Raw genomic sequence first — 24,736 nt, 5'->3', positions numbered from 1 at the left:
CATCGTCCTAGCGTCCCAGGTAGACTTCGATCACCCGTTCATCGGCCTGCACTTCGTCCATGCGCCCCTGCGCCAGCACCGCGCCTTCGTGCAGCACCGTCACCTTGCCGCCCTGGGCGATTTCGGCCACGAAGCCCATATCGTGCTCCACCACTACGATGGAATGCTTGCCGCGCAATTCATCCAGCAATTCCGCGGTGCGCGCCGTTTCGGCGTCGGACATGCCGGCCACCGGCTCGTCGAGCAGGATCAATTGGGGATCCTGGATCAGCAGCATGCCGATTTCCAGCCATTGCTTCTGGCCGTGCGAGAGCAGCCCGGCCTGGCGCTGCGCCTGCCCTTCCAGGCGGACCTGGCGCAGGATGGCGTCGATCTTGTCGCGCTGTTCGCCGCCCAGGCGCGCGAACAGCGTGGGCCGCACGCGCTTGTCCATCTTCATGGCCAGCTCCAGGTTCTCGAATACCGTGTGCGAATCGAAGACCGTAGGCCGCTGGAATTTGCGGCCGATGCCGGCTTGCGCGATCTGGTATTCCGTCAGCGCCGACAAATCGAGGCGCTGGCCGAACCATGCGCTGCCGGAGCTGGGGCGCGTCTTGCCGGTGATGACATCCATCATCGTGGTCTTGCCGGCGCCATTGGGGCCGATAATGCAGCGCAATTCGCCCACGGAGATATCGAGACTGAGCTTGTTCAGGGCGCGAAAACCGTCGAATTCGACCGTCACGTCCTCCAGGTAGAGAATGGCGCCATGGCTGGTGTCCAGCCGATTGTCTTGCGCGACCTTCATGCCACCTCCTCCAGTTCCTGCCTAGGCGCCGGTGCAGCGCGTCGGGGGCGCCGCGGCAGGCGCAGTCCCAGCAGGCCTTTCTGCATCAGCAGCGTCACCAGGATGAACAACAGCCCGAGGGCAAACAGCCACAGGTCCGGGAAGGCAGCGGTAAACCAGCTTTTCAGGCCATTCACGGTGAAAGCGCCGAGGATCGCGCCCAGCAAAGTGCCGCGCCCTCCGACCGCCACCCAGACCACCATTTCGATCGAGTTGGCCGGCGACATTTCCGACGGATTGATGATGCCCACTTGCGGTACGTACAGCGCGCCGGCAATCGCGCACAGGACTGCCGACAGGGTCCAGACAAACAGCTTGAACCACAGCGGGTTATAGCCGATGAACATCAGGCGCGCTTCCGAATCGCGTACGGCCTGCAGCACACGGCCAAGGCGCGAGGCCACGATCCAGCGGCAAAGCAGCAGGGCGCCCACCAGGCACCCCAGTGTCGCCAGGTACAGCACTGCCTTGGTGGCCGGCGCCGTGATGCTGTAGCCGAGGATGCGCTTGAAATCGGTGAAACCGTTGTTGCCGCCGAAGCCGGTATCGTTGCGGAAGAACAGCAGCATGAAGGCATACGTCAGGGCTTGCGTAATGATGGAAAAATACACGCCCTTGATGCGCGAACGGAAAGCGAAGTAGCCGAACACGAAGGCCAGCGCGCCCGGCACAAGGACCACCAGCGCCAGGCAGTACCAGAAACTGTCCGTCATGGCCCAGTACCAGGGGAGCTCCTTCCAGTCGAGGAAGACCATGAAGTCGGGCAGAGCGCTCTGGTACACGCCGTCGCGGCCGATGGCGCGCATCAGGTACATGCCATGCGCATAGCCGCCCAAGGCAAAGAACAGGCCATGGCCCAGCGACAGGATGCCGGTGTAGCCCCACACCAGGTCGAGCGCCAGCGCCGCCATGGCATAGCACATGAATTTGCCGGCCAGCCCGACCAGGTAATCCGGCACATGCAGCGCATGTCCAGGCGCGAAGGCGAGGTTGCATGCCGGCAGCAAGGCTGCCAGCACCACCAGGCACGCGAGAGCGCACCAGGCGCGGCGGGAAAACAGCTTGTTCATTCAACGCTCCTGCCTTTGACAGCGAACAGCCCTTGCGGCCGGCGCTGGATGAAGATGATGATGAAGGCGAGGATGGCGATCTTGGCCAGGACGGCGCCCGCCACCGGCTCCAGTAATTTGTTGGCTTCACCAAGCCCCAGGGCGGCAATCACGGTGCCGGCCAGTTGGCCGACGCCGCCCAGCACCACCACCATGAACGAATCGATGATGTAGGACTGTCCGAGGTCCGGCCCCACATTTCCCAGCTGCGACAAGGCTACGCCCCCCAGCCCCGCAATGCCGGAGCCCAGCCCGAAAGTCAGCATGTCGATGCGGCCTGTCGGCACGCCAACGCAGCCCGCCATGCGCCGGTTCTGCATGACGGCACGTACGAACAGGCCCAGGCGGGTGCCATTCAGCAGCAGCCAGACGCCGGCCGTCACCAGCACGGCAAACACGATGATCGCGATGCGGTTGTAAGGCAGCACGAGCGATCCGAGTACCGTCATGCCGCCCGACATCCAGGCCGGATTGGCCACTTCCACGTTCTGCGCGCCGAACAGGGTGCGCACGGCCTGCATCAGCACAAGGCTGATGCCCCAGGTCGCCAGCAAGGTCTCCAGCGGGCGTCCGTACAGCCAGCGGATCACCGTGCGTTCCAGCGCCATGCCCACCAGCGCCGCCACGGCGAATGCAGCAGGCAGCGCCGCCAGCAGGTACAGCTCGACCGCCTGCGGCAAGTAGTGGCGGAACAGCGATTGCACCAGGTAAGTCGTATAGGCGCCGATCATCAGCAATTCGCCGTGCGCCATATTAATGATGCCCATCAGGCCGAAGGTAATGGCCAGCCCCAATGCCGCCAGCAGCAGTACGCTGGCCAGCGACATGCCATAAAACAGGTTGCCGACCAGCTCAGTGCGCGCTTGCCTGGCGTCGATCGCCTTCACGGCGTCCGTTAGCGCCAGGCGAACGGCGGCATCAGATTCGGCGGATGGCTGCTCCAGCCTGGCCTGCAGCGGCGCGCGCTGCGCGCTGCCGCCCAGTTCACCCAACTGGCGCGCGGCTGCGGCACGTTCGCCAGCCTGCGGCGCCTGCAAGCTGGCCAGGGCCAGCAACAGTTGCAGCGCCGATCGCGTTTGCCCGTCCTGCTCACCCTGCAGGGCGCGCTGCACCAGCGCCACCTGGGCCGGGTCCAATTCCTGGCCCAGCAAGGCACGCGCGGCCGCCAGGCGCTGTGCCGTCCCGGGTGCCAGCAGATCCATGCCCGACAGGGCCGTCTCGATGGCGGCGCGCAGGCGGTTATTGACGACAATGACCGACGCACCTTCTGGCGCTGGCGCCGACGGCGCAAGGCTGGCCACCCGCCCGTCGGGCAAAAGGTACAAGGCATCGTCCTTCAAAGCACGCAGTACGTCCGCCGCTTCCGGCGTGCCGAGCGCGCCGATGGCAGCGACTGCCGCCACCCGCGCGTCGGGATCGTCGCCAGCCAGCGGCTGCAGCATGGCTGGCGCAATGGCCGCCGGCGCGGCCCCGGCAAGCAGGTAAAGCGCAATGCCAGCCAGCAGCCGGCGCACAGCGGAATACATCATGGGGAAGTCTCCAGTAATCAAGTCCGGCGGACTGCGCGCAGCAGCCGCCGGCATCACGGCTTACAGCTTTTGCTTGCCTTCGTTCCCCGGAATGAACGGGCTCCAGGGCTGGGCGCGGATCGGTTCCCTGGTCTTCCACACCACGCTGAACTGGCCGTCAGCCTTGATTTCGCCGATCATCACCGGCTTGTGCAAGTGATGGTTGCTCGGGTCCATGGTCAGCGTGAATCCGGATGGCGCGCTGAAGGACTGGCCGCCCATTGCCGCGATCACCTTGTCGGTATCGGTGGACTTCGCCTTCGCCACGGCCTGCGCCCACATATGGATGCCGACATAGGTTGCCTCCATCGGGTCGTTGGTCACCGCGGTCGCCGCGTTCGGCAGCTTCTTCGCAACGGCATAAGCCTTCCATTTCTTGATGAAGGCATCGTTCACCGGATTTTTGACGGACTCGAAATAGTTCCAGGCGGCGAGGTGGCCGACCAGCGGCTTGGCATCCACGCCGCGCAGTTCCTCTTCACCCACCGAGAAGGCGACGACCGGTACCTGCGTTGACTTCAGGCCGGCATTGCCCAACTCCTTGTAGAAGGGCACGTTGGAATCGCCATTGATGGTCGAGATCACCGCGGTCTTGCCGCCGGCCGAAAACTTCTTGATATTGGCGACGATGGTCTGGTAATCCGAATGGCCGAACGGGGTGTAGGTTTCCTCGATGTCGCTGTCCTTGACGCCTTTGCTCTTCAGGAATGCGCGCAGGATCTTGTTGGTGGTGCGCGGGTACACATAGTCCGTGCCGAGCAGTACGAAGCGCTTGGCCCCGCCGCCCTCCTTGCTCATCAGGTATTCGACCGCGGGAATCGCCTGCTGGTTCGGCGCCGCGCCGGTATAGAACACATTCTTCTCGAGTTCTTCCCCTTCATATTGCACGGGGTAGAACAGCAGGCCGTTCAACTCCTTGAATACTGGCAGCACGGACTTGCGCGATACCGAAGTCCAGCAGCCGAACACGGCGGCCACCTTGTCTTTCGCTACCAGCTGGCGCGCCTTTTCGGCGAACAACGGCCAGTTCGACGCCGGATCGACCACCACCGGCTCCAGCTTCTTGCCCAGCACCCCGCCCTTGGCGTTGATTTCGTCGATGGCCATCAAGGCCACGTCCTTCAGCGACGTTTCGGAAATCGCCATGGTGCCGGACAGCGAGTGCAGGATGCCGACCTTGATGGTATCGGCAGCGTACGCCGCGAAGCTGCCACCCAACATGGCGGCAGCCGCCGCGATGCGGGTCAGGGAGGCGATGAAATGACGGCGAGTTTGCATGATGGTTACCTCTTCTGATAGTGGAAGGATGGTGCTTAGTATTGGACTTGCAGCGCGACGACGAACTTCGACTGGTCGGCGGCGGCAACGGTCTCTGTCTTCGAATACTTGGCGCTCAACTGCGCGTTGTAGCCATCGATGATGTAATTGAGGCCGATGTCCGACTGCTTGACGTCGATGTTGTTATCAGGCTTGAACTTCTGGAATTGGACGAAAGGCTGCAGCTTGCCTTGGCCTGGCGCCAGGTTGAATACGTAAGCGAGGCCGGTCGACCACGCCTTGCCCTGTTCCGCCAGGATGACGTCGCCGTTGCGGTAGTTGTAGTAGGCTGCTTCCACCGACACCGCGCCGGCGCCGATGCGTTTCTCCAGCAGGAAGTCCAGGTTCCAGGCCTTGTAGTCGCCGGTCTTGGCGATGGTCAGCACACCATCCTTCTGGTAGCGGCCTGCCAGGCCGATGGCCAGGATATCCTTGGTTCCGAGGTAGTTGCCGGTGCCGTAGTAGCCTGGCTCGGCATCCCAGAAGTCGTACTGCACGCGGCCCGCATACATCAGGCTGTCGTCGGCCTTGATGCCTGCCGCCTTGGCCTCCTTCTGCGTCAGGCTGCCGATGCCGAAGGTGTGGCCCTCGAACGCGCCGAAAGAGTATCCGAGCTTGCCCTCGGCCGCATTACCCCAGGCCACCACGCCGTCATCGCGGCCACGGAAGATGCCGCCGTTGTAGCCGTAGCGCGAAGCCACGCCCGCCCAGTAGCCGCCACCGAGCGAATAATAGGGACCGGCCATATTCGCACGGTCGCTCGGCGACAAAAGGCGGCCGGCCCAGATATTCAACTCCGGCGAAAAGGCAAACTGCGCGACAGCATCCAGCACCCGGATCTGGTCGCCATCCCATTCTGTGTTCAGCATGCCCTTGATGTTCTTGTTCAGGGAGGCGCCGAAGAACAGGCGCGCGCTGTCCAGGTTGAAGTCGTTCGAGCGCGAGCTCCCGTCCGGCGCTCCGTCCTTCTCGCTGGTAAAGCTGCCACGCGCTCCAAAGCCTACGCTGATGGACTTGTCTTCGCCGATGGGAATGGTGGCGCCCGCGTGCGCCAACGACGCCACGGCTGCGCTGAGTAATACGGAGAGCTTGATCATCGTTTGCATGCCAGTCCTCTTGTCACAAGTTTGAAAGTGTTGCTGCTTGTGAACAGGGTAAAGAGGCTGAACGCGATGGCCCATACGTCAAGTGACGTAGTTGCTGATTGGCGTCACAAAACAAAACGGCCCGGGCGCTTGCGCGGCCGGGCCGTTAGTTGGGGGCTTTCAGGCTTAAGCCAGCTTGCCGTGGCAAGCCTTGAACTTCTTGCCGCTGCCGCATGGGCATGGGTCGTTGCGGCCGACCTTGAAACCCTGGCTGATCGCCGCGTCCAGCTCGCCGGCCGGCATGGCGGTCGGCGCCAGCAGTTCTTCCGGCGCCGCGTTCGGGTTGAAGTCGGCGTGCTGGTAGTGGACGTTCTCGACGTGCGACTGGTTCATGGCCGCTTCCGCTGCCTCGACTTCTTCGCGCGACTGGATGCGTACCATCATCACCATGCGAATCACGTCGTTCTTGATCATGTCCAGCATGGTGCCGAACAGTTCGAACGCTTCGCGCTTGTATTCCTGCTTGGGATTCTTCTGCGCGTAGCCGCGCAGGTGGATGCCCTGGCGCAGGTGATCCAGCGCTGCCAGGTGCTCGCGCCAGTGGGTGTCCACCGACTGCAGCATGACATTGCGCTCGAAGCCGCCGAAGGCTTCCTTCGACACGATATCGACCTTGGCCTGATATGCGGCATCGGCTGCGGCAATCACACGTTCGACGATGTCGTCGTCGGTGATGCTGCTTTCCTTCTCCATCATTTCGACCAGCGGGACCTCGAGCATCCACTCTTGCGCCAGCGTCTTCTGCAGCGCAGGGATGTCCCACTGCTCTTCCACCGATTCTTCCGGCACATAGGTGCGCACCACGTCGGTGAACACGCCATGGCGCAGGTTCATGATGGTTTCGGAAATGTCGGTCGCTTCCAGCAGTTCGTTGCGCTGCGAGTAGATCACCTTGCGCTGGTCGTTGGCGACGTCGTCGTATTCCAGCAGCTGCTTACGAATGTCGAAGTTGCGGGCTTCAACCTTGCGCTGCGCGGATTCGATGGAACGGGACACGATGCCCGCTTCGATCGGTTCGCCTTCCGGCATCTTCAGGCGGTCCATGATCGCGCGCACGCGGTCGCCGGCGAAGATGCGCAGGAGCGGGTCGTCCAGCGACAGGTAGAAGCGCGAAGAGCCCGGGTCGCCCTGGCGGCCGGAACGGCCACGCAGCTGGTTGTCGACGCGGCGTGATTCGTGGCGTTCGGTACCGACGATGTGCAGGCCGCCTGCCGCCACCACCTGGTTGTGCAGCGACTGCCAGCCGGAACGCAGGTGCTGCGCCTTGGCGGCTTTATCTGCATCGCTCAGCTCCGGGTCGGCTTCGATGATCTGGATCATCTTTTCGATACTGCCGCCCAAGACGATGTCGGTACCACGGCCGGCCATATTGGTGGCGATGGTGATGGCTTTCGGCGCACCCGCCTGGGCGATGATTTCAGCTTCGCGGGCGTGCTGTTTTGCGTTCAGCACGTTGTGCGGCAGCTTGGCCTTGTCCAGGATGCTGGACAGCAGTTCGGAGTTCTCGATCGAGGTGGTACCTACCAGCACTGGCTGGCCGCGCTCGTAGCAGTCGCGGATGTCAAGCATCATCGCGTTGTACTTTTCGGCGTTGGACTTGTACACCTGGTCCTGGCGGTCCTTGCGCTGCGACGGACGGTTCGGCGGGATCACCACGGTTTCCAGGCCGTAGATTTCCTGGAATTCGTAGGCTTCGGTGTCGGCGGTACCGGTCATGCCGGCCAGCTTGCCGTACATGCGGAAGTAGTTCTGGAAGGTGATCGAGGCCAGGGTCTGGTTCTCGTTCTGGATCTTGACGCCTTCCTTGGCTTCGACTGCCTGGTGCAGGCCGTCGGACCAGCGGCGGCCAGTCATCAGGCGGCCGGTGAATTCGTCGACGATCACCACTTCATTGTTCTGCACCACGTAGTGCTGGTCCTTGAAGTACAGCACGTGCGCGCGCAAGGCAGCGTACAGGTGGTGCACCAGGGTGATGTTGGCGGAGTCGTACAGGGAAGCGCCTTCCGGCAGCAGGCCCATCTTGGTCAGGATCGCTTCGGCCTTTTCGTGGCCGGCTTCGGTCAGCAGCACCTGGTGCGCTTTTTCATCCTTGGTGTAGTCGCCAGGGATTTCGATCTTGCCTTTGCCGTCCGCGGTTTCTTCGCCGACTTGCAGGGTCAGTTGCGGCGGCACCAGGTTGATCTTGTGGTACAGGTCAGTGTGGTTTTCGGCCTGGCCGGAGATGATCAGCGGGGTACGCGCTTCGTCGATCAGGATCGAGTCCACTTCGTCGACGATGCCGAAATTCAGGGTGCGCTGCACACGCTCGCTGGCTTCGAACACCATGTTGTCGCGCAGGTAGTCGAAACCGAATTCGTTGTTGGTGCCGTAGGTGATGTCGGACGCGTAGGCTTCCTGCTTGTCGGCGTGCGGCATCTGCGACAAGTTCACGCCGCAGGACAGGCCCAGCCAGCGGTACAGCTTGCCCATGGTCTCGGCGTCGCGCTGTGCCAGGTAATCGTTGACGGTCACGATGTGCACGCCCTTGCCGGACAGTGCATTCAGGTAGGCTGGCAGGGTCGCGGTCAGGGTTTTGCCTTCACCGGTGCCCATTTCGGCGATCTTGCCGTAATGCAATACCATGCCGCCGATCAGTTGGACGTCGAAGTGGCGCATCTTGAACACGCGCTTGGAAGCTTCGCGGCAGACGGCAAAGGCTTCCGGCAGCAGGTTGTCCAGCGATTCGCCATTGGCAACGCGTTCCTTGAGGGCAGGCGTTTTCGCTTGCAGCTCGGCATCCGACAGCTTTTCAAACTCCGGCTCCAGGGCGTTGATCGCCTTTACCGTTTTTTGGTATTGCTTAAGCAGACGCTGGTTGCGGCTGCCGAAAATCTGGGTCAGTAAGGACATTTCTTAAATTCTTCCTCGGGTCCGCCAATGGCAAAAGTGCGTGATTTTATCATGCGTTCGTAGCAAGGTTGGGATCTTGACCTATATAACAATAGGCTAGCGATGAAAAATTCACCGGCTGGGGCCGCCACTGTAAAATGGCGGTATGGCATTTTCCTTCACCAACCGCAAGCACGCCCCGCAGGAAGCGACCAATTTCCTGCTCGGCAACGCACGGCTGGCCGCTTTGCTGCCGGCCGTGCAGCGCATGGCTAAATTACAACAAGACTGCCGTGAAGTGCTGCCATCAGCCTTTAAAACCTGTGAAATCTTTGCTTTTGACGGTGGTGAGCTGACTTTGGCCGTGCCGAACACGGCCGTGGCAGCCAAGCTCAAGCAGCAAGTGCCAAAGCTGCAGGAAGCGCTGAACGCAAATGGATGGCAGATAAACAATATCCGCTTCCGGGTGCAGATGCCGAAAGGGATCGCCCACGTGGGGCCGAGCGGGGAAGGCCTGAGGCTGCCCGAAACGGCCGTCAATTCCTTCGACGAGCTAAGCCAGAAACTGGAGCCGACCGCCGCCAACGAGCCGCTGATCGAAGCGATGCGGCGCCTGGTTGCCCGCCGCCGCGGCTGACCTGCTATTTCCTGATCGGAAAGTAGAACGAAACCATCAAGGTCACAATCGGCAGAGCGCCGATTTTCACTAGCTCAAACATGGCCTGGAGTGCGGAATTATCTGGATCTAGCCCATACGCGACCATGATCCCAATACAAATGATCGCCAAACAACCAAGGACTTGTTTTGCAAACGTTAGTCGCGCCCCAGGGCTGATGTCAGCAACCGTCGCAGACCATGGCAAGTGCTGGGCGACATCTATGTCGGCATGCTGCTGACCGTTCATTCGGCCCGATTGCATCAAAAGATTCCGACCAAGCGGTGTAGCGGATTGAACTCCGCATCAACAATAGCGAGTGAATTGCCCTTTGTTTGCTCTTCATCCGCGATGGCGAGAAGCGCAAGGGCCCTGCCTATTGCTAAGCCGCGTGGCAGGCCATTTCGATCGGCGATATCGGAAATAATGCGATCGACTTCGTCGCTAACCTCAAGGGTGATCTGCATCATGGCGTCCTCCCGTTGCAATACTGTCAGTATTGCTAACGGAAGGCCGGTCTGGCAAGCAGAGCAGGAGAACTAAATTAAAGGTAGGCCCACTCGCGCGACATCTGCTTGGCGTAGGACGGCGGGGCGGTGTCGACGGAGTCGAAGGTGACCAGTTCGTAGGAATCCGGGTCGGCCAGCATGGCGCGCAGCAGCTGGTTGTTCAGCGCGTGGCCAGATTTGTGGGCTTCGTAGCTGGCGATGATCGGGTGGCCAACCATGTACAGGTCGCCGATCGCGTCGAGGATCTTGTGGCGCACGAATTCGTCGTCGTAGCGCAGGCCATCCTGGTTCAGGATGCGGTATTCATCCATCACGATGGCGTTTTCCAGCGAGCCGCCGCGCGCCAGGCCGATCCCGCGCAGCATTTCCACGTCCTGCATGAAGCCGAAGGTGCGGGCGCGGGCAATGGCTTGAATATAAGACACGTCGCCAAAGTCGACAGTCGCGCGCTGCGCGGTACCGTCCACCGCCGGGTGGTTGAATTCGATGAAGAAGTCCAGCTTGAAGCCGTCGTGCGGCACTAGGCGCGCCCACTTTTCAGCAGCGCCCTTGCCTTCGCGGATCTCGATCGGCTTTTTCACCTTGATGAACTTCTTCGGCGCTTCCTGCTCCTGCACGCCACCCTGCTGCAACAGGTAGACGAAGGACGATGCCGAACCATCCATGATCGGGATTTCTTCTGCCGTCACGTCGACGTACAGGTTGTCGATGCCCAGGCCTGCGCAGGCCGACATCAGGTGCTCGACGGTTGAAACGCGGCCGCCATCCTTCATCAGCACAGTTGCCATGCGGGTATCACCCACGATGTCAGCCCTTGTCGGGAAGACAACCTGCGGGTCCAGGTCCACACGGCGGAACACGATGCCGGCATCCGGCTCGGCAGGGCGCAAGGTCAGCTCGACCTTGGTACCGGAGTGCAGGCCGACACCTGTGGTGCGGACGATTTCTTTGATGGTTCGTTGTTTCAGCATGCAAGGATTATAGCGCCCTGCGCCCTTCCCCGCTTACGGATGCTCAGCCTCGGCATGTTCGGTCTCGCGGCGCACCAGGTAGATGCCGGAGCCGATGATGATGGCTGCGCCCACCAGGGTGTAGGTGTCCGGCAGCGTATGCCACAGCAGCCAGTCGATGCCCACGCCCCAGGCTAGCGCCGTGTACTCGAACGGCGCCACGATGGAAGCCTTGCCCATGCTGAAGGCGCGCGTCAGCGCGAGTTGGCCGAAGAAACCGCTTACCGCCAGTGCAGTCATGGCAGGCCACAACGACCAGTCGATGCTCACCCACGCATTGATGGCCAGCGGCGCCACGCCGATGCCCATCAGGGTCAGCACCCAGAACATCACATGCTCGGGCGCGTCGGTCTTGGCCAGCACACGGCCGGCAATCGCGGAAATGCCGTAGCAGACGGCCGAGGCCAGCACCGCCAGGCCGGCGATCGACGCGAAGTTGGTGCCGTCCGGACGCAGCACCACCAGCACGCCGCCCAGGCCGACAAAGATCGCCACCCACTGCCCCAGGCTGACTTTCTCTTTCAGGATGAATACCGCCAGCACGGTCACCAGCGCCGGTGCGATAAAGAAGATGGCGTAGGTGTCGGCCAGCGGCAGCGACTTCAACGCGTAGGCAAACAGCGACAGCATGGCAATGCCGACCGCGCCGCGCAGCAGGTGCAGCGGCCAGCGCACCTTGAAGATGCCGCTGAACTTGCCGCGATAGGCCATGAATGCGCACACCAGTGGCATCGAAAGCATGCATCGCAACGCGGTCACCTGTACTGCCGGATAGCGCGCGGCCAGCACTTTCATGGAAGCGTCCATGAGGGAGAACATGGCGACCGCGGCCACCATGGCGTAAATGGCTTGCAGGTTTTCTTTTTGTTGCGGAGTCACGATGGAAGGCCCAAAAGCGTTGCCGGGTCGTCCATTGTACTGAAAGAAAGGGTTTGCTGCTGAGGCTGTGTCAGCTTAGCCGGTAACAGTAGAAGTCCCGGTTTGCCCACTCGCGATCGCTCGCGCCTCGGCCATAAGGCATTCGCTGCCGTGACAACTTATAACCGGGATCCATTGCCCCCCTCACGTCAAAGTAGTCAGGCCTCAACAGCTCCTTCACTTCGGGCAAGGCATCCAGTGCCTTGAACACCCTCCGAAGAACCTTGAAGTTGTCCTCTATATCCATTTGTTTGATGATGACCTGGAGCAGCCATTCACGGCACTCTTCATCATATTCCCAGTACATGGAAACCGGCTTTAGCCCTTCCTGGTCCAGTTGCTGAAGGAACTTGCGTCCGCCAGCGATCATTTCTTGCGTCATTTGTCCCTCTACCAGTGCTTCTGTATCCATGGTAGTACTCCTTTCAGATGGCCAGCGCATGCGACGTACATGCATCGCGCCATTTGCGCAGGCACGTTGACTTCGTAGCGCGCGATCTCACTCCATTTGCGAACTACGGACCAATTTTCAGCGAACGCTGCACTGGAACGAATTTCTTCCTCGAGCTCGAGCTGCAAGCCGGCTAATCTCACGAGCGTCCGCAAATTGTGGGTATTGCATTCGTTTGCCAATCGCTTGTCTGGAAATTCGTGGCGCTCCTGCTGTTTCGCGATGGCGGCCTTCAGCCCACATTCGATCGCGTATCCCGACAAATAGTAGCTGCCTGCATAAAATTCCGCGTCCAGCAGGCTTTTACCTTCGCTGATGCGCATCCGCGTCAGGTCGTGAAGTTCATTGCGATTCATGTCAGCGTCCCAAAATGCAAAAACGATGAGACAAATCCGCGCTGGAATTGTTCCCGCTTTCCGAAAGAAATCACGAATGATTTCGTGGCGGGTTATGATGGCATGATGAACACAGAAGCCCAACTTGTCGAAGTGATCGAAGATGTCGAGCCACTCTACGTGGTCCATGAGTCGCCCGTGCATGGGCGCGGCGTATTTGCGCGCCGGATGATCCCTGCCGGCACCCGCATCATCGAATACACCGGCGAGATCGTCGACTGGGAAGAGTGCTGCCGCCGTACCGAGGAGAAAGGCGGTCCGATCGGCCATACCTTCTTCTTCAGCCTGAACAACGGCATGCTGATCGACGGCGGTTCGGGCGGCAACGAGGCGCGCTACATCAACCATTCCTGCGAACCTAATTGCGAGGCGGAAGAAGACGAAGACGACCGCGTCTACATCTGCTCCCTGCGCGACATCGCCGAAGGCGAAGAACTGAACTACAACTACGGGCTGATCTACGAAGCCCGCCACACCGCCAAGGTGAAGAAGGAGTTCGCCTGCTACTGCGGCGCCCCGTCCTGCACCGGCGTCATGCTGGCGCCCAAGAAGCGCAAGTCGCGCGCAAAAACGAAAGACGAAACGAAAAACGGCGCCGAAGCGCCGTCTCTAGCGGAGTAATCCAGGGGTTACAGCTGGCCCAGCATGGTTTCGGCATTCGACACTTCGAACTTGCCGCCTTGCTCGACGTTCAGTTGCTTGACCACGCCGTCTTCCACCAGCATCGAGTAACGCTGGGAGCGGGTGCCCATGCCGAACTTGGAGAAGTCTGCGTCCAGGCCCAGAGCCTTGGAGTAAGCAGCGTTGCCGTCAGCCATCATACGGACGGTGCCGGTGGCTTTCTGGTCGCGGCCCCATGCGCCCATCACGAAGGCGTCGTTCACGGAGATGCACCAGATTTCATCCACGCCCTTGGCTTTCAGTTCGGCAGCGTGCTTGACGTAGCCCGGTACGTGCTGTGCGGAGCAGGTTGGGGTGTAGGCGCCTGGCAGGCCGAAGATCGCGATCTTCTTGCCCTTGGCGATGTCCTGCACATTGAAGGTGTTCGGGCCGAGGGAGCAGCCTTCGGTCTCGGTTTCGATGAATTCGGACAGTTGGCCTTCCGGCAGTTTGTCGCCGATCTTGATGGTCATTCTTTTTCTCCTGTTGTTGAAAACCGGTAGGCGCCTGCCGCAGGTCAGTGTCTGACCCTGCGGGTCAGACACCGGTTTACCGGTTCTGAAAATAAAAAACCGCGCAGTGCGCGGGTAGCCCTGAATGCCTAGTATAACTCCGCGCCGCCGGACGCGTGATCCGGCGGCGCGGCTGACCCTATTTAGTCAGCCTGCTTGCGCAGGAAGGCAGGAATGTCGTAGGTTTCCATGCCCGACTTGGCCAGTGCGTTCACCTGCTCGGTGGCCGATTCACGGCGCCATACGGCTGGCTGTTTCTGCACGTCGGCGGACACGCCGGAGAAGCCTGCGTTGCCGAAACCGCCCACTGCTGCAGTTGCTGCACCGCCGCCCAGGCCTGCGTTGACGTTCAGCGGGTTGCCGCCGTGGGTGCCGGTGCGCAGTTGCTGCTGCGGTACCAGTTGCACGTGCTTCTTGGCTTTGCCCAGGCCGGTCGCCACCACGGTCACGCGGATATCGTCGCCCATCGCGTCGTCGTAGGCGATGCCTTGTGCGATCGACGCATCCGGTGCGGCGAAGGCGCGCACGGCAGCCATGACTTCCTTGATTTCCTTGCCTTTCAGGCCGCGCGATGCGGTGACGTTGACCAGCACGCCGCGTGCGCCCGCCAGGTCGACGCCGTCCAGCAGCGGGGAGGCAACCGCCTGTTCGGCCGCCACGCGTGCACGGTCCACGCCGGAAGCGGTGGCGGTACCCATCATCGCCTTGCCCTGCTCGCCCATGATGGTCTTCACGTCGTTGAAGTCGACGTTGATGTGGCCAGGCACGTTGATGATTTCGGCGATACCGGCTACGGCGTTGTTCAGGACGTCGTCAGCGTGCTGCAGCCACTCGATCAGCGACTCGTCTTCGTAGATTTCTTCCAGCTTCTCGTTGCAGATCACGATCAGCGAGTCGACGTTCTGCGACAGCGCTTCCAGGCCCGCTTCGGCGATGTCCAGGCATTTCTGGCCTTCGTGCGAGAACGGCTTGGAGACCACCGCCACGGTCAGTGCGCCCTGCTGCTTGGCGATTTCCGCCACGATCGGCGCCGCGCCGGTGCCGGTTCCGCCGCCCATGCCGGCAGCGATGAACACCATGTGCGCGCCGCGCAGCGCATCTTCGATGCGGGTGCGGGATTCTTCTGCCAGCGCACGGCCGATCTCAGGCTTCATGCCCGCGCCCAGGCCGCTCGCGCCGATCTGGATAATGTTGCTTGCCTTGGAGGCGGCCAGCGCTTGTGCGTCGGTATTGGCAGCGATGAATTCCACACCGCTCATGCCCTTGTTGATCATGTGCTGGACGGCATTGCCGCCTGCACCGCCAACGCCGACGACCTTGATGACCGTTCCCAGTGTTGCGTTATCAACCATATCAAACTCCATGATTTACTCCTATCTAGAATGCGGTTTTCAAGCGCCAGGCCTCATATGGGTAGGAGAACTGGAGATTGAAAACTGCAGGGGTTTATTATTCAAAAATTGTCTTAAAAGTTACCCAGGAACCATTCCTTCATGCGCTGCCAAACTGCCTTCACTGATCCATCCTGGCGCGTCACGATGTGGCCGCGCAGATACTGCTTCTTAGCTTCCAACAACAGGCCCAACACGGTTGCATAGCGCGGGCTGCGCACCACGTCGGCCAGCTGGCCGCGGTAGTCCGGGGTGCCCAGGCGCGCAGGCTTGAGGAAGATGTCTTCCGCCATCTCCACCATGCCCGGCATGATCGAGGTGCCGCCGGTCAGCACGATGCCCGACGAGAGCACGCCCTCGTAGCCGGACTCGCGTACCACCTGGTGCACCATCGCAAACAGTTCTTCCACGCGCGGCTCGATCACCGCCGCCAGCGCCTGGCGCGACAGGTTGCGCGGACCACGGTCGCCCAGGCCCGGCACTTCAAGGTGCTCGCCCGGATCGGCCAGCACCTGCTTGGCTACGCCGTAGCGGATCTTGATTTCTTCCGCTTCGCCGGTCGGGGTGCGCAGCGCCATCGCGATGTCGTTGGTGATCTGGTCGCCGGCGATCGGGATCACGGCCGTATGGCGGATCGCGCCGTCGCTGAAGACCGCCACGTCGGTGGTGCCGCCGCCGATGTCGATCAGCACCACGCCCAGTTCCTTCTCGTCGGTGGTCAGCACGGCGTCGGCCGAGGCCATCGGCTGCAGGATCAGGTCCGATACTTCCAGGCCGCAGCGGCGCACGCACTTGACGATGTTCTGCACCGCGCTCACCGCGCCGGTGACGATGTGCACCTTCACTTCCAGGCGGATGCCGCTCATGCCGATCGGCTCGCGCACGTCGTCCTGCGAGTCGACGATGAATTCCTGCGGCACCGTGTGCAGCAACTGCTGGTCGGTCGGGATGTTGACTGCCTTGGCGGTCTCGATCACGCGCGCCACGTCGGTGGCCGTGACTTCCTTGTCCTTGATCGCCACCATGCCGCTGGAGTTGAAGCTGCGGATATGGCTGCCCGCAATGCCCGCGTACACGTTGCGGATCTTGCAGTCGGCCATCAGTTCCGCCTCTTCCAGCGCGCGCTGGATCGATTCGACGGTCGCCTCGATGTTCACCACCACGCCCTTTTTCAGGCCGCTGGACTCGTGCTGGCCCAGGCCAATCACTTCGTGGCGTCCATCGCCCATCACCTCGGCCACCACGGCCACCACTTTGGAGGTGCCGATGTCGAGGCCGACGATCAGGTTTTTAGCGTCTTTAGTCATCTCTATGCCCTGCTTTCAACGTTTCTTCGTATCTGACGGGATCTTCAGTCCCGCTGCGCTCAAAGCCAGGCCGTTCTGGTAGCGCATATCAATCGTTTCAATATTCGGCACGCGGCTGGAAATCTGCGGCCAGATTCCGACCAGGCGCATCACCCGTTGATGCAGGGTGTCATGCGTTGCCTCGCGTCCCAGCGCCACACTGGCGCCGTTGTCCAACTTCACCGTCCACGCATAGCGTCCCGACAGGGCGACGCTCTTCGGCACCAGGCTGGCCGGCGCAAACCATGTCTTCAACTCGCCGTAACGCGCCAGCACTTCCTTTTCGCTGCCATCCGGACCGGAAAACTCCGGCAGCTCGTGATCCTCTTCCGCTTCGGCCAGGTTGGCGGTGAACACATCGCCCTTTACCGACAGCAGCCGTCCATCTTCGCCCCAGGTGCCAAGCGCTTCATGCTCTTCCAGCGACACGATCAGCTGGTTCGGCCACTCGCGCCGCACGCTGGCGCGGCGCACCCACGGCACCGACTCGAACACCTTGCGTACCTGCTCCAGGTCGGCGGTGAAAAAATTGCCGGCCAGGCGGCCCTGAGTGCCGTTGCGCAGCGTCAGGTGATTCACGTGCTTGAACTCGGACTTGTCCATGGTTTCAACGCGGATAGCGCGCAAATCGAATACAGGACGATTCGCCACCCACCACACGCCGGCGACGGCGCAAGCCAGCACCGACAGCGCGAACAGGCCGCTGGCGGATGCATTCAAGGCTTTGACGTCGTGCCACATAGGTCTTTTCCGTCCTTACTTCTTCAGCTTCAGTCGCGCGGTGCGCAGGATTTCCACGCACAACTCTTCGTAACTTACGCCGGTCGCGCAGGCGGCCATCGGCACCAGCGAATGGCTGGTCATGCCTGGCGAGGTGTTCACTTCCAGCAGGAAAGGCTTATGGTCCTTGGCGCGCAGCAGCACGTCGACCCGGCCCCAGCCCTCGCAGCCGACGGCGCGATAGGCCGCTACGGCCAGGCGCTGCATCTCGTCCTGCATCGCCTGGTCCAGTTGCGGCGGGCAAAAATACTTGGTGTCGTCGGTGAAGTACTTGTTCTGGTAGTCGTAGTTGCCTTGCGGCGCCACGATTTCCACGATCGGCAGCGCACGCGCATCCTTGCCGGTGCCCAGCACGGCAACGGTGAACTCGCGGCCTTCCACAAATTCTTCGGCCAGCACGCAGTCATCCAGCGCAGCGGCGGCGTCATAGGCGGCTTTCAGGCCGGCCTTGTCGCTCACCTTGGTGATGCCGATGGTCGAACCTTCATGCGGCGGTTTCATGATCAATGGCAGGCCGAGGCGCGCGGCTTCCGCGTCCAGGTCGGAATCGGCGCCCAGCACCGCGTATTCCGGGGTCGGCAGGTTTTCGCGCAGCCACAGGATCTTGGTGGTGATCTTGTCCATGCCCACCGAGCTGGCCATCACGCCGGAGCCGGTGTACGGGATGCCCAGCAGTTCCAGGGCGCCCTGGATGCTGCCGTCTTCGCCGTAGCGGCCATGCAACGCGATGAACACGCGGTCGAATTTTTCGGCGGCCAGTTCAGCCAGCGAGCGTTGGCCCGGGTCGAAGGCGTGGGCGTCTACGCCCTGCGATTGCAGGGCCGCCAGCACGCCGGTGCCGGACATGATGGACACGTCGCGCTCGGCCGACAGGCCGCCCATCAGCACGCCCACCTTGCCGAATGCTTGCGCTTCTTGTGCAGTCAGTTTCGTCATCGCGTCAAGCCTTCCAGTTCGTCAGTTTTGCAGGGACGCCGCTGATCGAGCCTGCGCCCATCGTGAGCACGACGTCGCCGTCGCGCACCACGTTCATGATTGTTTCCGGCATGTCGGCGATGTTTTCGACGAATACCGGTTCAGTTTTGCCGCGCGCGCGGATCGCGTGCGCCAGGGCACGGCCGTCGGCTGCCACGATCGGCGCCTCGCCCGCTGCATAAACATCGGACAGGACCAGCACGTCGACGGTGCTCAGGACTTTCGCGAAGTCCTCGAACAGGTCGCGCGTGCGGCTGTAGCGGTGCGGCTGGAAAGCCAGCAGCAGGCGGCGGCCCGGATAGGCGGCGCGCGCAGCGGCGGTGGTGACTTCCATTTCAATCGGGTGGTGGCCGAAATCGTCCACCAGGGTGAAGCTGCCGCCCGACGGGATCGCGACTTCGCCGTATTTGGTGAAGCGGCGGCCGACGCCGGCAAAGCCTGCCAGGCCGGCTTGCGTTGCCGTATCCGGCACGCCGATTTCACGCGCGATGGCGACTGCGGAACAGGCGTTCTGCACGTTATGCATGCCGGGCTGGTTCAGCACGATGTCCAGGTCCGGGAAGCCTTCCTGCAGCACGGTGAAGTGCATCTGGGTGCCGACGGCGCGCGCATTGACGGCACGCACTTCAGCATCTTCCGCAAAGCCGTAGGTCGTCACCGGCTTGGTCACCTGCGGGATGATGGCGCGTACATGCGGGTCGTCGATGCACAGCATGGCGCGGCCGTAGAAAGGCAGGCGATGCGTGAAGTGCACGAAAGCCTGCTTCAGCTTTTCGAAATCGTGCTCGTAGGTTTCCATGTGATCGGCGTCGATGTTGGTGATGACTTCGATCATTGGGGTCAGGTTCAGGAACGAGGCGTCCGATTCATCCGCTTCGGCCACCAGGTATTCGCCGGAGCCCAGCTTGGCGTTGGCGCCGGCTGCGGTCAGGCGGCCGCCGATCACGAAGGTCGGGTCCAGGCCGCCTTCGGCCAGCACCGACGCCACCAGGCTGGTGGTGGTGGTCTTGCCGTGGGTGCCGGCAATGGCGATGCCGCGCTTCAGGCGCATCAGTTCACCAAGCATGACGGCGCGCGGCACGATAGGGATCTTGCGGGCGCGCGCGGCGATTACTTCAGGGTTGTCTTCTTTCACGGCTGTCGAGGTGACGACCGCGTCGGCGTTGCCGATATAGCTGGCGTCATGGCCCTGGTGCACGGTGGCGCCCATGTCGACCAGGCGCTGGGTCACGGCGTTCGAACCGAGGTCCGAGCCGGAGACGTTATAGCCCAGCGTTACCAGCACTTCGGCGATGCCGCTCATGCCGCTGCCGCCGATGCCGACGAAGTGAATGTTCTTTACTTTATGTTTCATGCTAGTGCTTCCAATTCTTGTGCGATGGCGTCATTCGCATCGCGCTTGCCCACTGCAAGCGCTGCGGACGCCATCTTCTGGCAAGTGCTCCGGTTCAAGGTCTGCAACAGTGCTGCCAGGCTTTCCGAATTCAATTCCGTCTGCGGCATGTGGATCGACGCGCCCTGCTTGGCCATCCATTGCGCGTTGTCGCGCTGGTGGCTGGTCGTCGAGACCACCAGGGGAACCAGCACGCTGGCTACCCCGGCGGCAGTCAGTTCCGACACGGTGATCGCGCCGGCGCGGCAGATCACGATGTCCGCCTGCGCGTAGGCGCCCGCCATGTCGTCGATGAAATCGACCACGTTTGCTTCCACATGCGCCTGCGCGTAAGCTGCGCGCAGGGCTTCGATATTCTTCTTGCCCGACTGGTGGGTCACCAGCGGACGCTGTTCCGGCGCGATCAGCGCCAATGCCGCCGGCAGCGCATCGTTGAGCGCCTTGGCCCCCAGGCTGCCGCCCACCACCAGGATGCGCAGCACGCCATCGCGGCCCGCGAAGCGCTGCTCCGGCGCCGGCAGGGCCAGGATTTCCTTGCGCACCGGGTTGCCGGTGACGACTGCCTTGCCGGCAACCGCGCCGAAGTCGGCCGTGAAGCCGAAGAAAACCCTTTTCGCCATCGGCGCCAATGTCTTGTTCGACAGCAGCAGGCCGGCATCGGCATTCACCAGCGCCAGGGGCACGCCGCGCAGTTTCGCCATGACGCCGCCCGGCACGCAGACATAGCCGCCCATGCCCAGCACCACGTCCGGTTTGCGCTTGCCGATGAAGCGGAAGCAATCCACGAACGCGCCAATCATCTTGAACGCGCCACCGATGCTGTGCGCCAGGCCCTTGCCGCGCATGCCGCTGAAGTGGACCACGTCCATTTCCACGCCGTGCTTCGGCACCAGCTCCGTTTCCATGCCATGCGACGTACCGAGCCAGGTGACTTCCCAGCCACGGGCGCGCATGGCCTGGGCGATCGCCAGGCCGGGGAAAATGTGGCCGCCGGTACCGGCTGCCATGATCATCAGGCGCTTGCTCATACCCGCCCTCCCCGCATCATCTGGCGGTTCTCGAAGTCGATGCGCAGCAAAATCGCCAGGCCCACGCAGTTGATGATGATGCCGGTGCCGCCATAGCTCATGAGCGGCAAGGTCAGGCCTTTGGTTGGCAGCAAGCCGAGGTTCACGCCCATATTGATAAATGTCTGTACGCCGATCCAGATGCCAATGCCTTTGGCGGCCAGTCCGGCGAAGGTCTGGTCCATGGCGATGGCCTGGCGGCCGATGTCGAAAGCGCGCTTGACGATCCAGTAGAACATGCCGATGGTGACCAGCACCCCGATCATGCCCAGCTCCTCGCCGATCACCGCCAGCAGGAAGTCGGTATGCGCTTCCGGCAGGTAGTGCAGTTTTTCCACGCTGGCGCCCAGGCCCACGCCGCCGATCTCGCCGCGGCCGAAGGCAATCAGCGAGTGGGTCAGCTGGTAGGACTTGTTCAGCGCGTTCTCCTCTTCCCAGGGATTCAGGTAGGCGAACAAACGCGCGCGGCGGAATGGCGACAGCCAGATGATGGCGACGAAAATCGTCACCAGCATGCCGGCAATGCCGCCGAACCAGACCGCATTGACGCCGCCCAGGAACAGGATGCCCATGGCGATGCAAACGATCACGCCAAAGGCGCCAAGATCTGGTTCCAGCAGCAGCAACAGGCCGACGAAAGCCACCGCCAGCGCCATCGGCGCAAAGCCCTTGGACAGGCGGTGCATGAATTCCTGCTTGCGCACGGTGTAGTCCCCCGCATACAGCACGATGAAAAGCTTCATCAGTTCGGACGGCTGGAACTGGAACACCTTGAGCGACAGCCAGCGGCGGCCACCGTTCACGTTCACGCCGAGGCCGGGAATCAATACCAGCACCAGCGCCACCAGCGTTGCGATGAACAGATAAGGCGCCGCCTTCTGCCAGTCTTCCACGCGCACGCGGAAGGACACGGCGGCGGCCACGATGGCAATGGCAATGAATATCGCCTGGCGCTGCACGAAGTAGTGATTCTTATAGGCGGCGAACTTGGGCGAATCCGGCAGCGCAATCGAAGCCGAATACACCATTACCATCCCGAACAGCATGAGCAGCAGCACCGACCAGACTAGCGGCTGGTCGTAATCCATCATCTTCGAATGGCGTGCGCGTCCATCCAGCGGAGCTGGGGACTCGGCGCCACCGAAGCGGAATGGAAGCTGGATTGCCATCAGATCTCCTGCCCCGCATCAAGTGCGATCTCGCGCACGGTGTCGATGAACACCTGCGCACGGTGCGCGTAGTTCTTGAACATGTCCAGGCTGGCGCAGGCCGGCGACAGCAGCACGGCATCGCCGGCGTGGGCCAGCGCGGCCGCGCGCTTGGTCGCCTCTTCCAGCGTCGCGAAATCCTCCATCTTCACGCCGGTTGGCTCCAGCGCTGAACGGATGGCCGGCGCATCGCGGCCGATCAGGACCACGGCGCGCACGAAGCGGCGCACCGGTCCGGCCAGCGGGTCGAATTCCTGGCCCTTGCCGTCGCCGCCGGCGATCACGATGAGCTTTTGCTCGCCGCCGAAGGACTGGCCCAGGCCAACCAGCGCGGCAACGGTAGCGCCCACGTTGGTGCCCTTCGAATCGTCGTAGTAGTCAACACCATTGATCGAGGCCACCAGCTCGACGCGGTGCGGCTGGCCTTTGTACTCGCGCAGGCCATGCAGCAGCGGCGCAAACGGCAGGCCGATGGCGCGGCACAGGGCCAGCGCGGCCAGCGCGTTGGACGCGTTGTGCGTGCCGCGGATCTGAAGGGCATCGGCCGGCATCAGCTTCTTGGCGTAGCACTCCACAGGCGGAGGCGGCGGATCATTTTTCTTGCGGCGCTTCGGCGGTTCGGCGTCGTCGGCCGGCTCGGCAGTCGCCAGCCAGAACACGCCGCGCTCGTTGACCAGGCCGAAGCTGTGCGCCAGTTCCGGCGCATCGGTGCCGAAAGTGACGTTTTCGCCGGTCGGGTTGGCCATCGCCATGGTCCACTTGTCGTCGCGATTCAGCACGCGCACGGTGTCTTCGCCGAAGATGCGCTTCTTGTCGTCGGCATAGGCCTGCATGCTGCCGTGCCAGTCCAGGTGGTCCTGGGTCACATTCAATACGGTCGCGGCATCGGCGTTCAGGCTGTAAGTCGTGTGCAGCTGGAAGCTGGAAAGCTCGAGCACCCAGGCTTGTGGCAGGGTATCGTTCTCCATCACTTCGCGCAGCACGTCCAGTGCGGCCGGGCTGATATTGCCGGCCACGCGCACCGACAGGCCGGCGCGTTCGCACAGCTGGCCGGTCAGGCTGGTGACGGTGGTCTTGCCGTTGGTGCCGGTGATGGCAATGACTTTCGGCGCATAGGCGCGGTCTTCCTTCAGCCATTTCAGCGCCTGGGCGAACAGTTCGATCTCGCCCCAGACGGGAATGCCCTTCTCCGCCGCGGCCGGGATGATCTCGGCCAGTTCCTTGTTCGGACCCAGGCCCGGGCTGGCGCAGACGAAGTCCACGCCATCGAGCAGGGCCGCATTGAAAGGTCCGGAAATGAACTGCGTGCCCGGCAGCTGCTCACGCAGCAGCGGCAGGCGGTCCGGCACCGGGCGCGTGTCGGCAACGCGCAGCAGCGCGCCGCAGCGCGCCAGCCAGTGCGCCATCGCCAGGCCCGATTCGCCGAGCCCCAGAACCAGTGCAATTTTGCCGTTATAGATCATCAGCGCAGCTTCAGAGTAGACAGGCCAACCAGGACCAGCATCATCGTGATAATCCAGAAGCGCACGACGACCTGGGTCTCTTTCCAACCCTTCTGTTCAAAATGGTGGTGCAAAGGCGCCATCAGGAACACGCGGCGGCCAGTGCCGTAGCGCTTCTTGGTGTACTTGAACCAGCCCACCTGGATGATCACCGAGACCGTCTCCGCAACGAAGATGCCGCCCATGATGAACAGGACGATTTCCTGGCGCACGATCACGGCGATCGTGCCGAGCGCACCGCCCAGCGCCAGTGCGCCGACGTCGCCCATGAACACTTGTGCAGGGTGCGCGTTGTACCAGAGGAAGGCCAGGCCGGCACCCGCCATCGCACCGCAGAAGATGATCAGCTCACCCGCCCCAGGGATGTGCGGGATGAACAGGTATTTCGAGTACGTCGCGGAACCGGTCAGGTAGGCGAACAGGCCCAGGGCCGAACCGACCATCACGGTCGGCATGATGGCCAGGCCATCCAGGCCGTCGGTGAAGTTCACCGCGTTCGAGGTGCCGACGATCACGCAATAGGTCAGCGCGATGAAGCCCCACACGCCCAGCGGATAGCTGATGGTTTTCACGAAGGGCACGATCAGGTCGGCCTTCGGCGGCAGGTCCATCGAAAAGCCCGACTGCACCCACTGGAAGAACAGCTCGAATACCTTGGCCGGTGTCGGCGCCGACACGGAAAACGCCAGGTACAGCGCGGCGGCGATGCCGACCAGCGACTGCCAGAAGTATTTTTCAGCCGAACGCATGCCTTCCGGGTCCTGGCGCACCACCTTGCGGTAGTCGTCGACCCAGCCCACGGCGCCGAAGCCCATGGTCACGACCATCACCGGCCAGATCAGGCGGTTCGACCAGTCGCACCACAGCACGGTGGCGATGCCGACGGCGATCAGCAGCAGCACACCGCCCATGGTCGGGGTGCCGTGCTTCTTCAGGTGGGTCTGCGGACCGTCCGTGCGCACCGCCTGGCCGTATTTCATGACGGTCAGTTTGCGAATCACGGCGGGACCGGCGATCAGGCCGATCAGCAGGGCCGTGATGGTAGCCATCACGGCACGGAAAGTAATGTAGTTAAAGAGGCGGAAAGCCCCGATATCGTCCTGCAGGATTTGTGCAAGCCAGAGCAGCAT

At 62.3% G+C, this 24,736-nt stretch carries 23 protein-coding genes; 2 read left to right on the top strand and 21 right to left on the bottom strand.

The window, feature by feature from the left end:
- Positions 1-7: 7 nt before the first annotated feature.
- The 6 genes from urtD to secA all read right to left on the bottom strand — a co-directional run bounded on the left by urtD (position 8) and on the right by secA (position 8,854).
- Positions 8-787, bottom strand: a complete 780-nt coding sequence (gene urtD, locus ACN9M3_RS07555; protein WP_426169354.1) for an urea ABC transporter ATP-binding protein UrtD — start codon at positions 785-787, stop codon at positions 8-10.
- Positions 784-1,896 carry an urea ABC transporter permease subunit UrtC gene (gene urtC, locus ACN9M3_RS07550; protein WP_426169352.1) on the bottom strand — a complete coding sequence of 371 codons (1,113 nt, stop codon included), beginning with the start codon at positions 1,894-1,896 and terminating at the stop codon, positions 784-786. The genes urtD and urtC overlap by 4 nt, the downstream gene beginning before the upstream one ends.
- Positions 1,893-3,461, bottom strand: coding sequence for an urea ABC transporter permease subunit UrtB (gene urtB / locus ACN9M3_RS07545; RefSeq protein ID WP_426172145.1), 1,569 nt, complete (start codon positions 3,459-3,461; stop codon positions 1,893-1,895). The genes urtC and urtB overlap by 4 nt, the downstream gene beginning before the upstream one ends.
- A gap of 63 nt (positions 3,462-3,524) precedes the next feature.
- Positions 3,525-4,724 (bottom strand): urea ABC transporter substrate-binding protein, encoded by a 1,200-nt coding sequence (gene urtA / locus ACN9M3_RS07540; RefSeq protein WP_426172143.1) that lies wholly within the window; start codon positions 4,722-4,724, stop codon positions 3,525-3,527.
- Positions 4,725-4,816: 92 nt separating this feature from the next.
- The gene (locus tag ACN9M3_RS07535; protein WP_426321541.1) at positions 4,817-5,926 is read right to left on the bottom strand and encodes a porin; all 1,110 of its coding nucleotides are present in this window, start codon (positions 5,924-5,926) and stop codon (positions 4,817-4,819) included.
- Between the two features lie 165 nt (positions 5,927-6,091).
- On the bottom strand, positions 6,092-8,854 hold the full coding sequence (gene secA, locus ACN9M3_RS07530; RefSeq protein WP_426169347.1) for a preprotein translocase subunit SecA: 2,763 nt from the start codon (positions 8,852-8,854) through the stop codon (positions 6,092-6,094).
- Positions 8,855-8,999: 145 nt separating this feature from the next.
- On the opposite strand from secA, the gene ACN9M3_RS07525 reads away from it, so the two are divergent.
- The gene (locus ACN9M3_RS07525; RefSeq protein WP_426169344.1) at positions 9,000-9,470 is read left to right on the top strand and encodes a DciA family protein; all 471 of its coding nucleotides are present in this window, start codon (positions 9,000-9,002) and stop codon (positions 9,468-9,470) included.
- Positions 9,471-9,752: 282 nt separating this feature from the next.
- On the opposite strand, the gene ACN9M3_RS07520 is transcribed toward ACN9M3_RS07525, so the two are convergent.
- From ACN9M3_RS07520 to ACN9M3_RS07500, 5 genes are all read right to left on the bottom strand, one after another.
- On the bottom strand, positions 9,753-9,959 hold the full coding sequence (locus ACN9M3_RS07520) for a hypothetical protein (protein ID WP_426321539.1): 207 nt from the start codon (positions 9,957-9,959) through the stop codon (positions 9,753-9,755).
- A gap of 74 nt (positions 9,960-10,033) precedes the next feature.
- Positions 10,034-10,969: a UDP-3-O-acyl-N-acetylglucosamine deacetylase gene (gene lpxC / locus ACN9M3_RS07515; protein ID WP_426321537.1), complete on the bottom strand. Its 936-nt coding sequence runs from the start codon at positions 10,967-10,969 to the stop codon at positions 10,034-10,036.
- 33 nt (positions 10,970-11,002) lie between these two features.
- Positions 11,003-11,845 (bottom strand): DMT family transporter, encoded by an 843-nt coding sequence (locus tag ACN9M3_RS07510; RefSeq protein ID WP_426323705.1) that lies wholly within the window; start codon positions 11,843-11,845, stop codon positions 11,003-11,005.
- Positions 11,846-11,957: 112 nt separating this feature from the next.
- A complete protein-coding gene (locus ACN9M3_RS07505; RefSeq protein ID WP_426169335.1) occupies positions 11,958-12,338 on the bottom strand; it encodes a hypothetical protein in 381 nt (126 codons plus the stop codon).
- On the bottom strand, positions 12,317-12,733 hold the full coding sequence (locus ACN9M3_RS07500) for a hypothetical protein (RefSeq protein ID WP_426169333.1): 417 nt from the start codon (positions 12,731-12,733) through the stop codon (positions 12,317-12,319). The genes ACN9M3_RS07505 and ACN9M3_RS07500 overlap by 22 nt, the downstream gene beginning before the upstream one ends.
- 105 nt (positions 12,734-12,838) lie before the next feature.
- On the opposite strand from ACN9M3_RS07500, the gene ACN9M3_RS07495 reads away from it, so the two are divergent.
- A complete protein-coding gene (locus ACN9M3_RS07495; protein ID WP_426172139.1) occupies positions 12,839-13,393 on the top strand; it encodes an SET domain-containing protein in 555 nt (184 codons plus the stop codon).
- Positions 13,394-13,401: 8 nt separating this feature from the next.
- Here the strand turns inward: ACN9M3_RS07495 and ACN9M3_RS07490 are convergent, their stop codons facing one another.
- From ACN9M3_RS07490 to mraY, 10 genes are all read right to left on the bottom strand, one after another.
- Complete coding sequence (locus ACN9M3_RS07490) at positions 13,402-13,905, bottom strand: peroxiredoxin (RefSeq protein WP_426169330.1); 504 nt, start codon at positions 13,903-13,905, stop codon at positions 13,402-13,404.
- Between the two features lie 182 nt (positions 13,906-14,087).
- The gene (gene ftsZ, locus ACN9M3_RS07485) at positions 14,088-15,308 is read right to left on the bottom strand and encodes a cell division protein FtsZ (RefSeq protein WP_426169327.1); all 1,221 of its coding nucleotides are present in this window, start codon (positions 15,306-15,308) and stop codon (positions 14,088-14,090) included.
- Positions 15,309-15,409: 101 nt separating this feature from the next.
- Positions 15,410-16,642, bottom strand: a complete 1,233-nt coding sequence (gene ftsA / locus ACN9M3_RS07480) for a cell division protein FtsA (RefSeq protein ID WP_055932698.1) — start codon at positions 16,640-16,642, stop codon at positions 15,410-15,412.
- A 15-nt stretch (positions 16,643-16,657) separates the two neighbouring features.
- The gene (locus ACN9M3_RS07475; protein WP_426169324.1) at positions 16,658-17,422 is read right to left on the bottom strand and encodes a cell division protein FtsQ/DivIB; all 765 of its coding nucleotides are present in this window, start codon (positions 17,420-17,422) and stop codon (positions 16,658-16,660) included.
- A gap of 15 nt (positions 17,423-17,437) precedes the next feature.
- Positions 17,438-18,397: a D-alanine--D-alanine ligase gene (locus tag ACN9M3_RS07470; protein WP_426321533.1), complete on the bottom strand. Its 960-nt coding sequence runs from the start codon at positions 18,395-18,397 to the stop codon at positions 17,438-17,440.
- A 4-nt stretch (positions 18,398-18,401) separates the two neighbouring features.
- Positions 18,402-19,790 (bottom strand): UDP-N-acetylmuramate--L-alanine ligase, encoded by a 1,389-nt coding sequence (murC, locus tag ACN9M3_RS07465; protein ID WP_426169320.1) that lies wholly within the window; start codon positions 19,788-19,790, stop codon positions 18,402-18,404.
- Positions 19,787-20,857 carry an undecaprenyldiphospho-muramoylpentapeptide beta-N-acetylglucosaminyltransferase gene (gene murG / locus ACN9M3_RS07460; RefSeq protein WP_426321531.1) on the bottom strand — a complete coding sequence of 357 codons (1,071 nt, stop codon included), beginning with the start codon at positions 20,855-20,857 and terminating at the stop codon, positions 19,787-19,789. The genes murC and murG overlap by 4 nt, the downstream gene beginning before the upstream one ends.
- On the bottom strand, positions 20,854-22,065 hold the full coding sequence (ftsW, locus tag ACN9M3_RS07455; RefSeq protein WP_426321529.1) for a putative lipid II flippase FtsW: 1,212 nt from the start codon (positions 22,063-22,065) through the stop codon (positions 20,854-20,856). Before ftsW ends, murG begins: the two co-directional genes overlap by 4 nt.
- Entirely contained in the window at positions 22,065-23,567 is a 1,503-nt protein-coding gene (murD, locus tag ACN9M3_RS07450) for a UDP-N-acetylmuramoyl-L-alanine--D-glutamate ligase (protein ID WP_426321527.1), read from the bottom strand. Before murD ends, ftsW begins: the two co-directional genes overlap by 1 nt.
- Complete coding sequence (mraY, locus tag ACN9M3_RS07445) at positions 23,567-24,736, bottom strand: phospho-N-acetylmuramoyl-pentapeptide-transferase (protein ID WP_426169312.1); 1,170 nt, start codon at positions 24,734-24,736, stop codon at positions 23,567-23,569. Before mraY ends, murD begins: the two co-directional genes overlap by 1 nt.

The organism is Pseudoduganella sp. R-43 (assembly GCF_049913255.1).
Lineage (GTDB): Bacteria > Pseudomonadota > Gammaproteobacteria > Burkholderiales > Burkholderiaceae_D > Rugamonas.
This window is presented reverse-complemented; position numbering and strand designations above follow the sequence as displayed.

What these genes read in the sequence shown, in the direction of transcription:
- urtD (WP_426169354.1), bottom strand. Translation starts at nt 787, where the DNA reads ATGAAGGTCGCGCAAGACAATCGGCTGGACACCAGCCATGGCGCCATT.
- urtC (WP_426169352.1), bottom strand. Translation starts at nt 1,896, where the DNA reads ATGAACAAGCTGTTTTCCCGCCGCGCCTGGTGCGCTCTCGCGTGCCTG.
- urtB (WP_426172145.1), bottom strand. Translation starts at nt 3,461, where the DNA reads ATGTATTCCGCTGTGCGCCGGCTGCTGGCTGGCATTGCGCTTTACCTG.
- urtA (WP_426172143.1), bottom strand. Translation starts at nt 4,724, where the DNA reads ATGTTGGGTGGCAGCTTCGCGGCGTACGCTGCCGATACCATCAAGGTC.
- ACN9M3_RS07535 (WP_426321541.1), bottom strand. Translation starts at nt 5,926, where the DNA reads ATGCAAACGATGATCAAGCTCTCCGTATTACTCAGCGCAGCCGTGGCG.
- secA (WP_426169347.1), bottom strand. Translation starts at nt 8,854, where the DNA reads ATGTCCTTACTGACCCAGATTTTCGGCAGCCGCAACCAGCGTCTGCTT.
- ACN9M3_RS07525 (WP_426169344.1), top strand. Translation starts at nt 9,000, where the DNA reads ATGGCATTTTCCTTCACCAACCGCAAGCACGCCCCGCAGGAAGCGACC.
- ACN9M3_RS07520 (WP_426321539.1), bottom strand. Translation starts at nt 9,959, where the DNA reads ATGATGCAGATCACCCTTGAGGTTAGCGACGAAGTCGATCGCATTATT.
- lpxC (WP_426321537.1), bottom strand. Translation starts at nt 10,969, where the DNA reads ATGCTGAAACAACGAACCATCAAAGAAATCGTCCGCACCACAGGTGTC.
- ACN9M3_RS07510 (WP_426323705.1), bottom strand. Translation starts at nt 11,845, where the DNA reads ATGGTGGCCGCGGTCGCCATGTTCTCCCTCATGGACGCTTCCATGAAA.
- ACN9M3_RS07505 (WP_426169335.1), bottom strand. Translation starts at nt 12,338, where the DNA reads ATGGATACAGAAGCACTGGTAGAGGGACAAATGACGCAAGAAATGATC.
- ACN9M3_RS07500 (WP_426169333.1), bottom strand. Translation starts at nt 12,733, where the DNA reads ATGAATCGCAATGAACTTCACGACCTGACGCGGATGCGCATCAGCGAA.
- ACN9M3_RS07495 (WP_426172139.1), top strand. Translation starts at nt 12,839, where the DNA reads ATGAACACAGAAGCCCAACTTGTCGAAGTGATCGAAGATGTCGAGCCA.
- ACN9M3_RS07490 (WP_426169330.1), bottom strand. Translation starts at nt 13,905, where the DNA reads ATGACCATCAAGATCGGCGACAAACTGCCGGAAGGCCAACTGTCCGAA.
- ftsZ (WP_426169327.1), bottom strand. Translation starts at nt 15,308, where the DNA reads ATGGAGTTTGATATGGTTGATAACGCAACACTGGGAACGGTCATCAAG.
- ftsA (WP_055932698.1), bottom strand. Translation starts at nt 16,642, where the DNA reads ATGACTAAAGACGCTAAAAACCTGATCGTCGGCCTCGACATCGGCACC.
- ACN9M3_RS07475 (WP_426169324.1), bottom strand. Translation starts at nt 17,422, where the DNA reads ATGTGGCACGACGTCAAAGCCTTGAATGCATCCGCCAGCGGCCTGTTC.
- ACN9M3_RS07470 (WP_426321533.1), bottom strand. Translation starts at nt 18,397, where the DNA reads ATGACGAAACTGACTGCACAAGAAGCGCAAGCATTCGGCAAGGTGGGC.
- murC (WP_426169320.1), bottom strand. Translation starts at nt 19,790, where the DNA reads ATGAAACATAAAGTAAAGAACATTCACTTCGTCGGCATCGGCGGCAGC.
- murG (WP_426321531.1), bottom strand. Translation starts at nt 20,857, where the DNA reads ATGAGCAAGCGCCTGATGATCATGGCAGCCGGTACCGGCGGCCACATT.
- ftsW (WP_426321529.1), bottom strand. Translation starts at nt 22,065, where the DNA reads ATGGCAATCCAGCTTCCATTCCGCTTCGGTGGCGCCGAGTCCCCAGCT.
- murD (WP_426321527.1), bottom strand. Translation starts at nt 23,567, where the DNA reads ATGATCTATAACGGCAAAATTGCACTGGTTCTGGGGCTCGGCGAATCG.
- mraY (WP_426169312.1), bottom strand. Translation starts at nt 24,736, where the DNA reads ATGCTGCTCTGGCTTGCACAAATCCTGCAGGACGATATCGGGGCTTTC.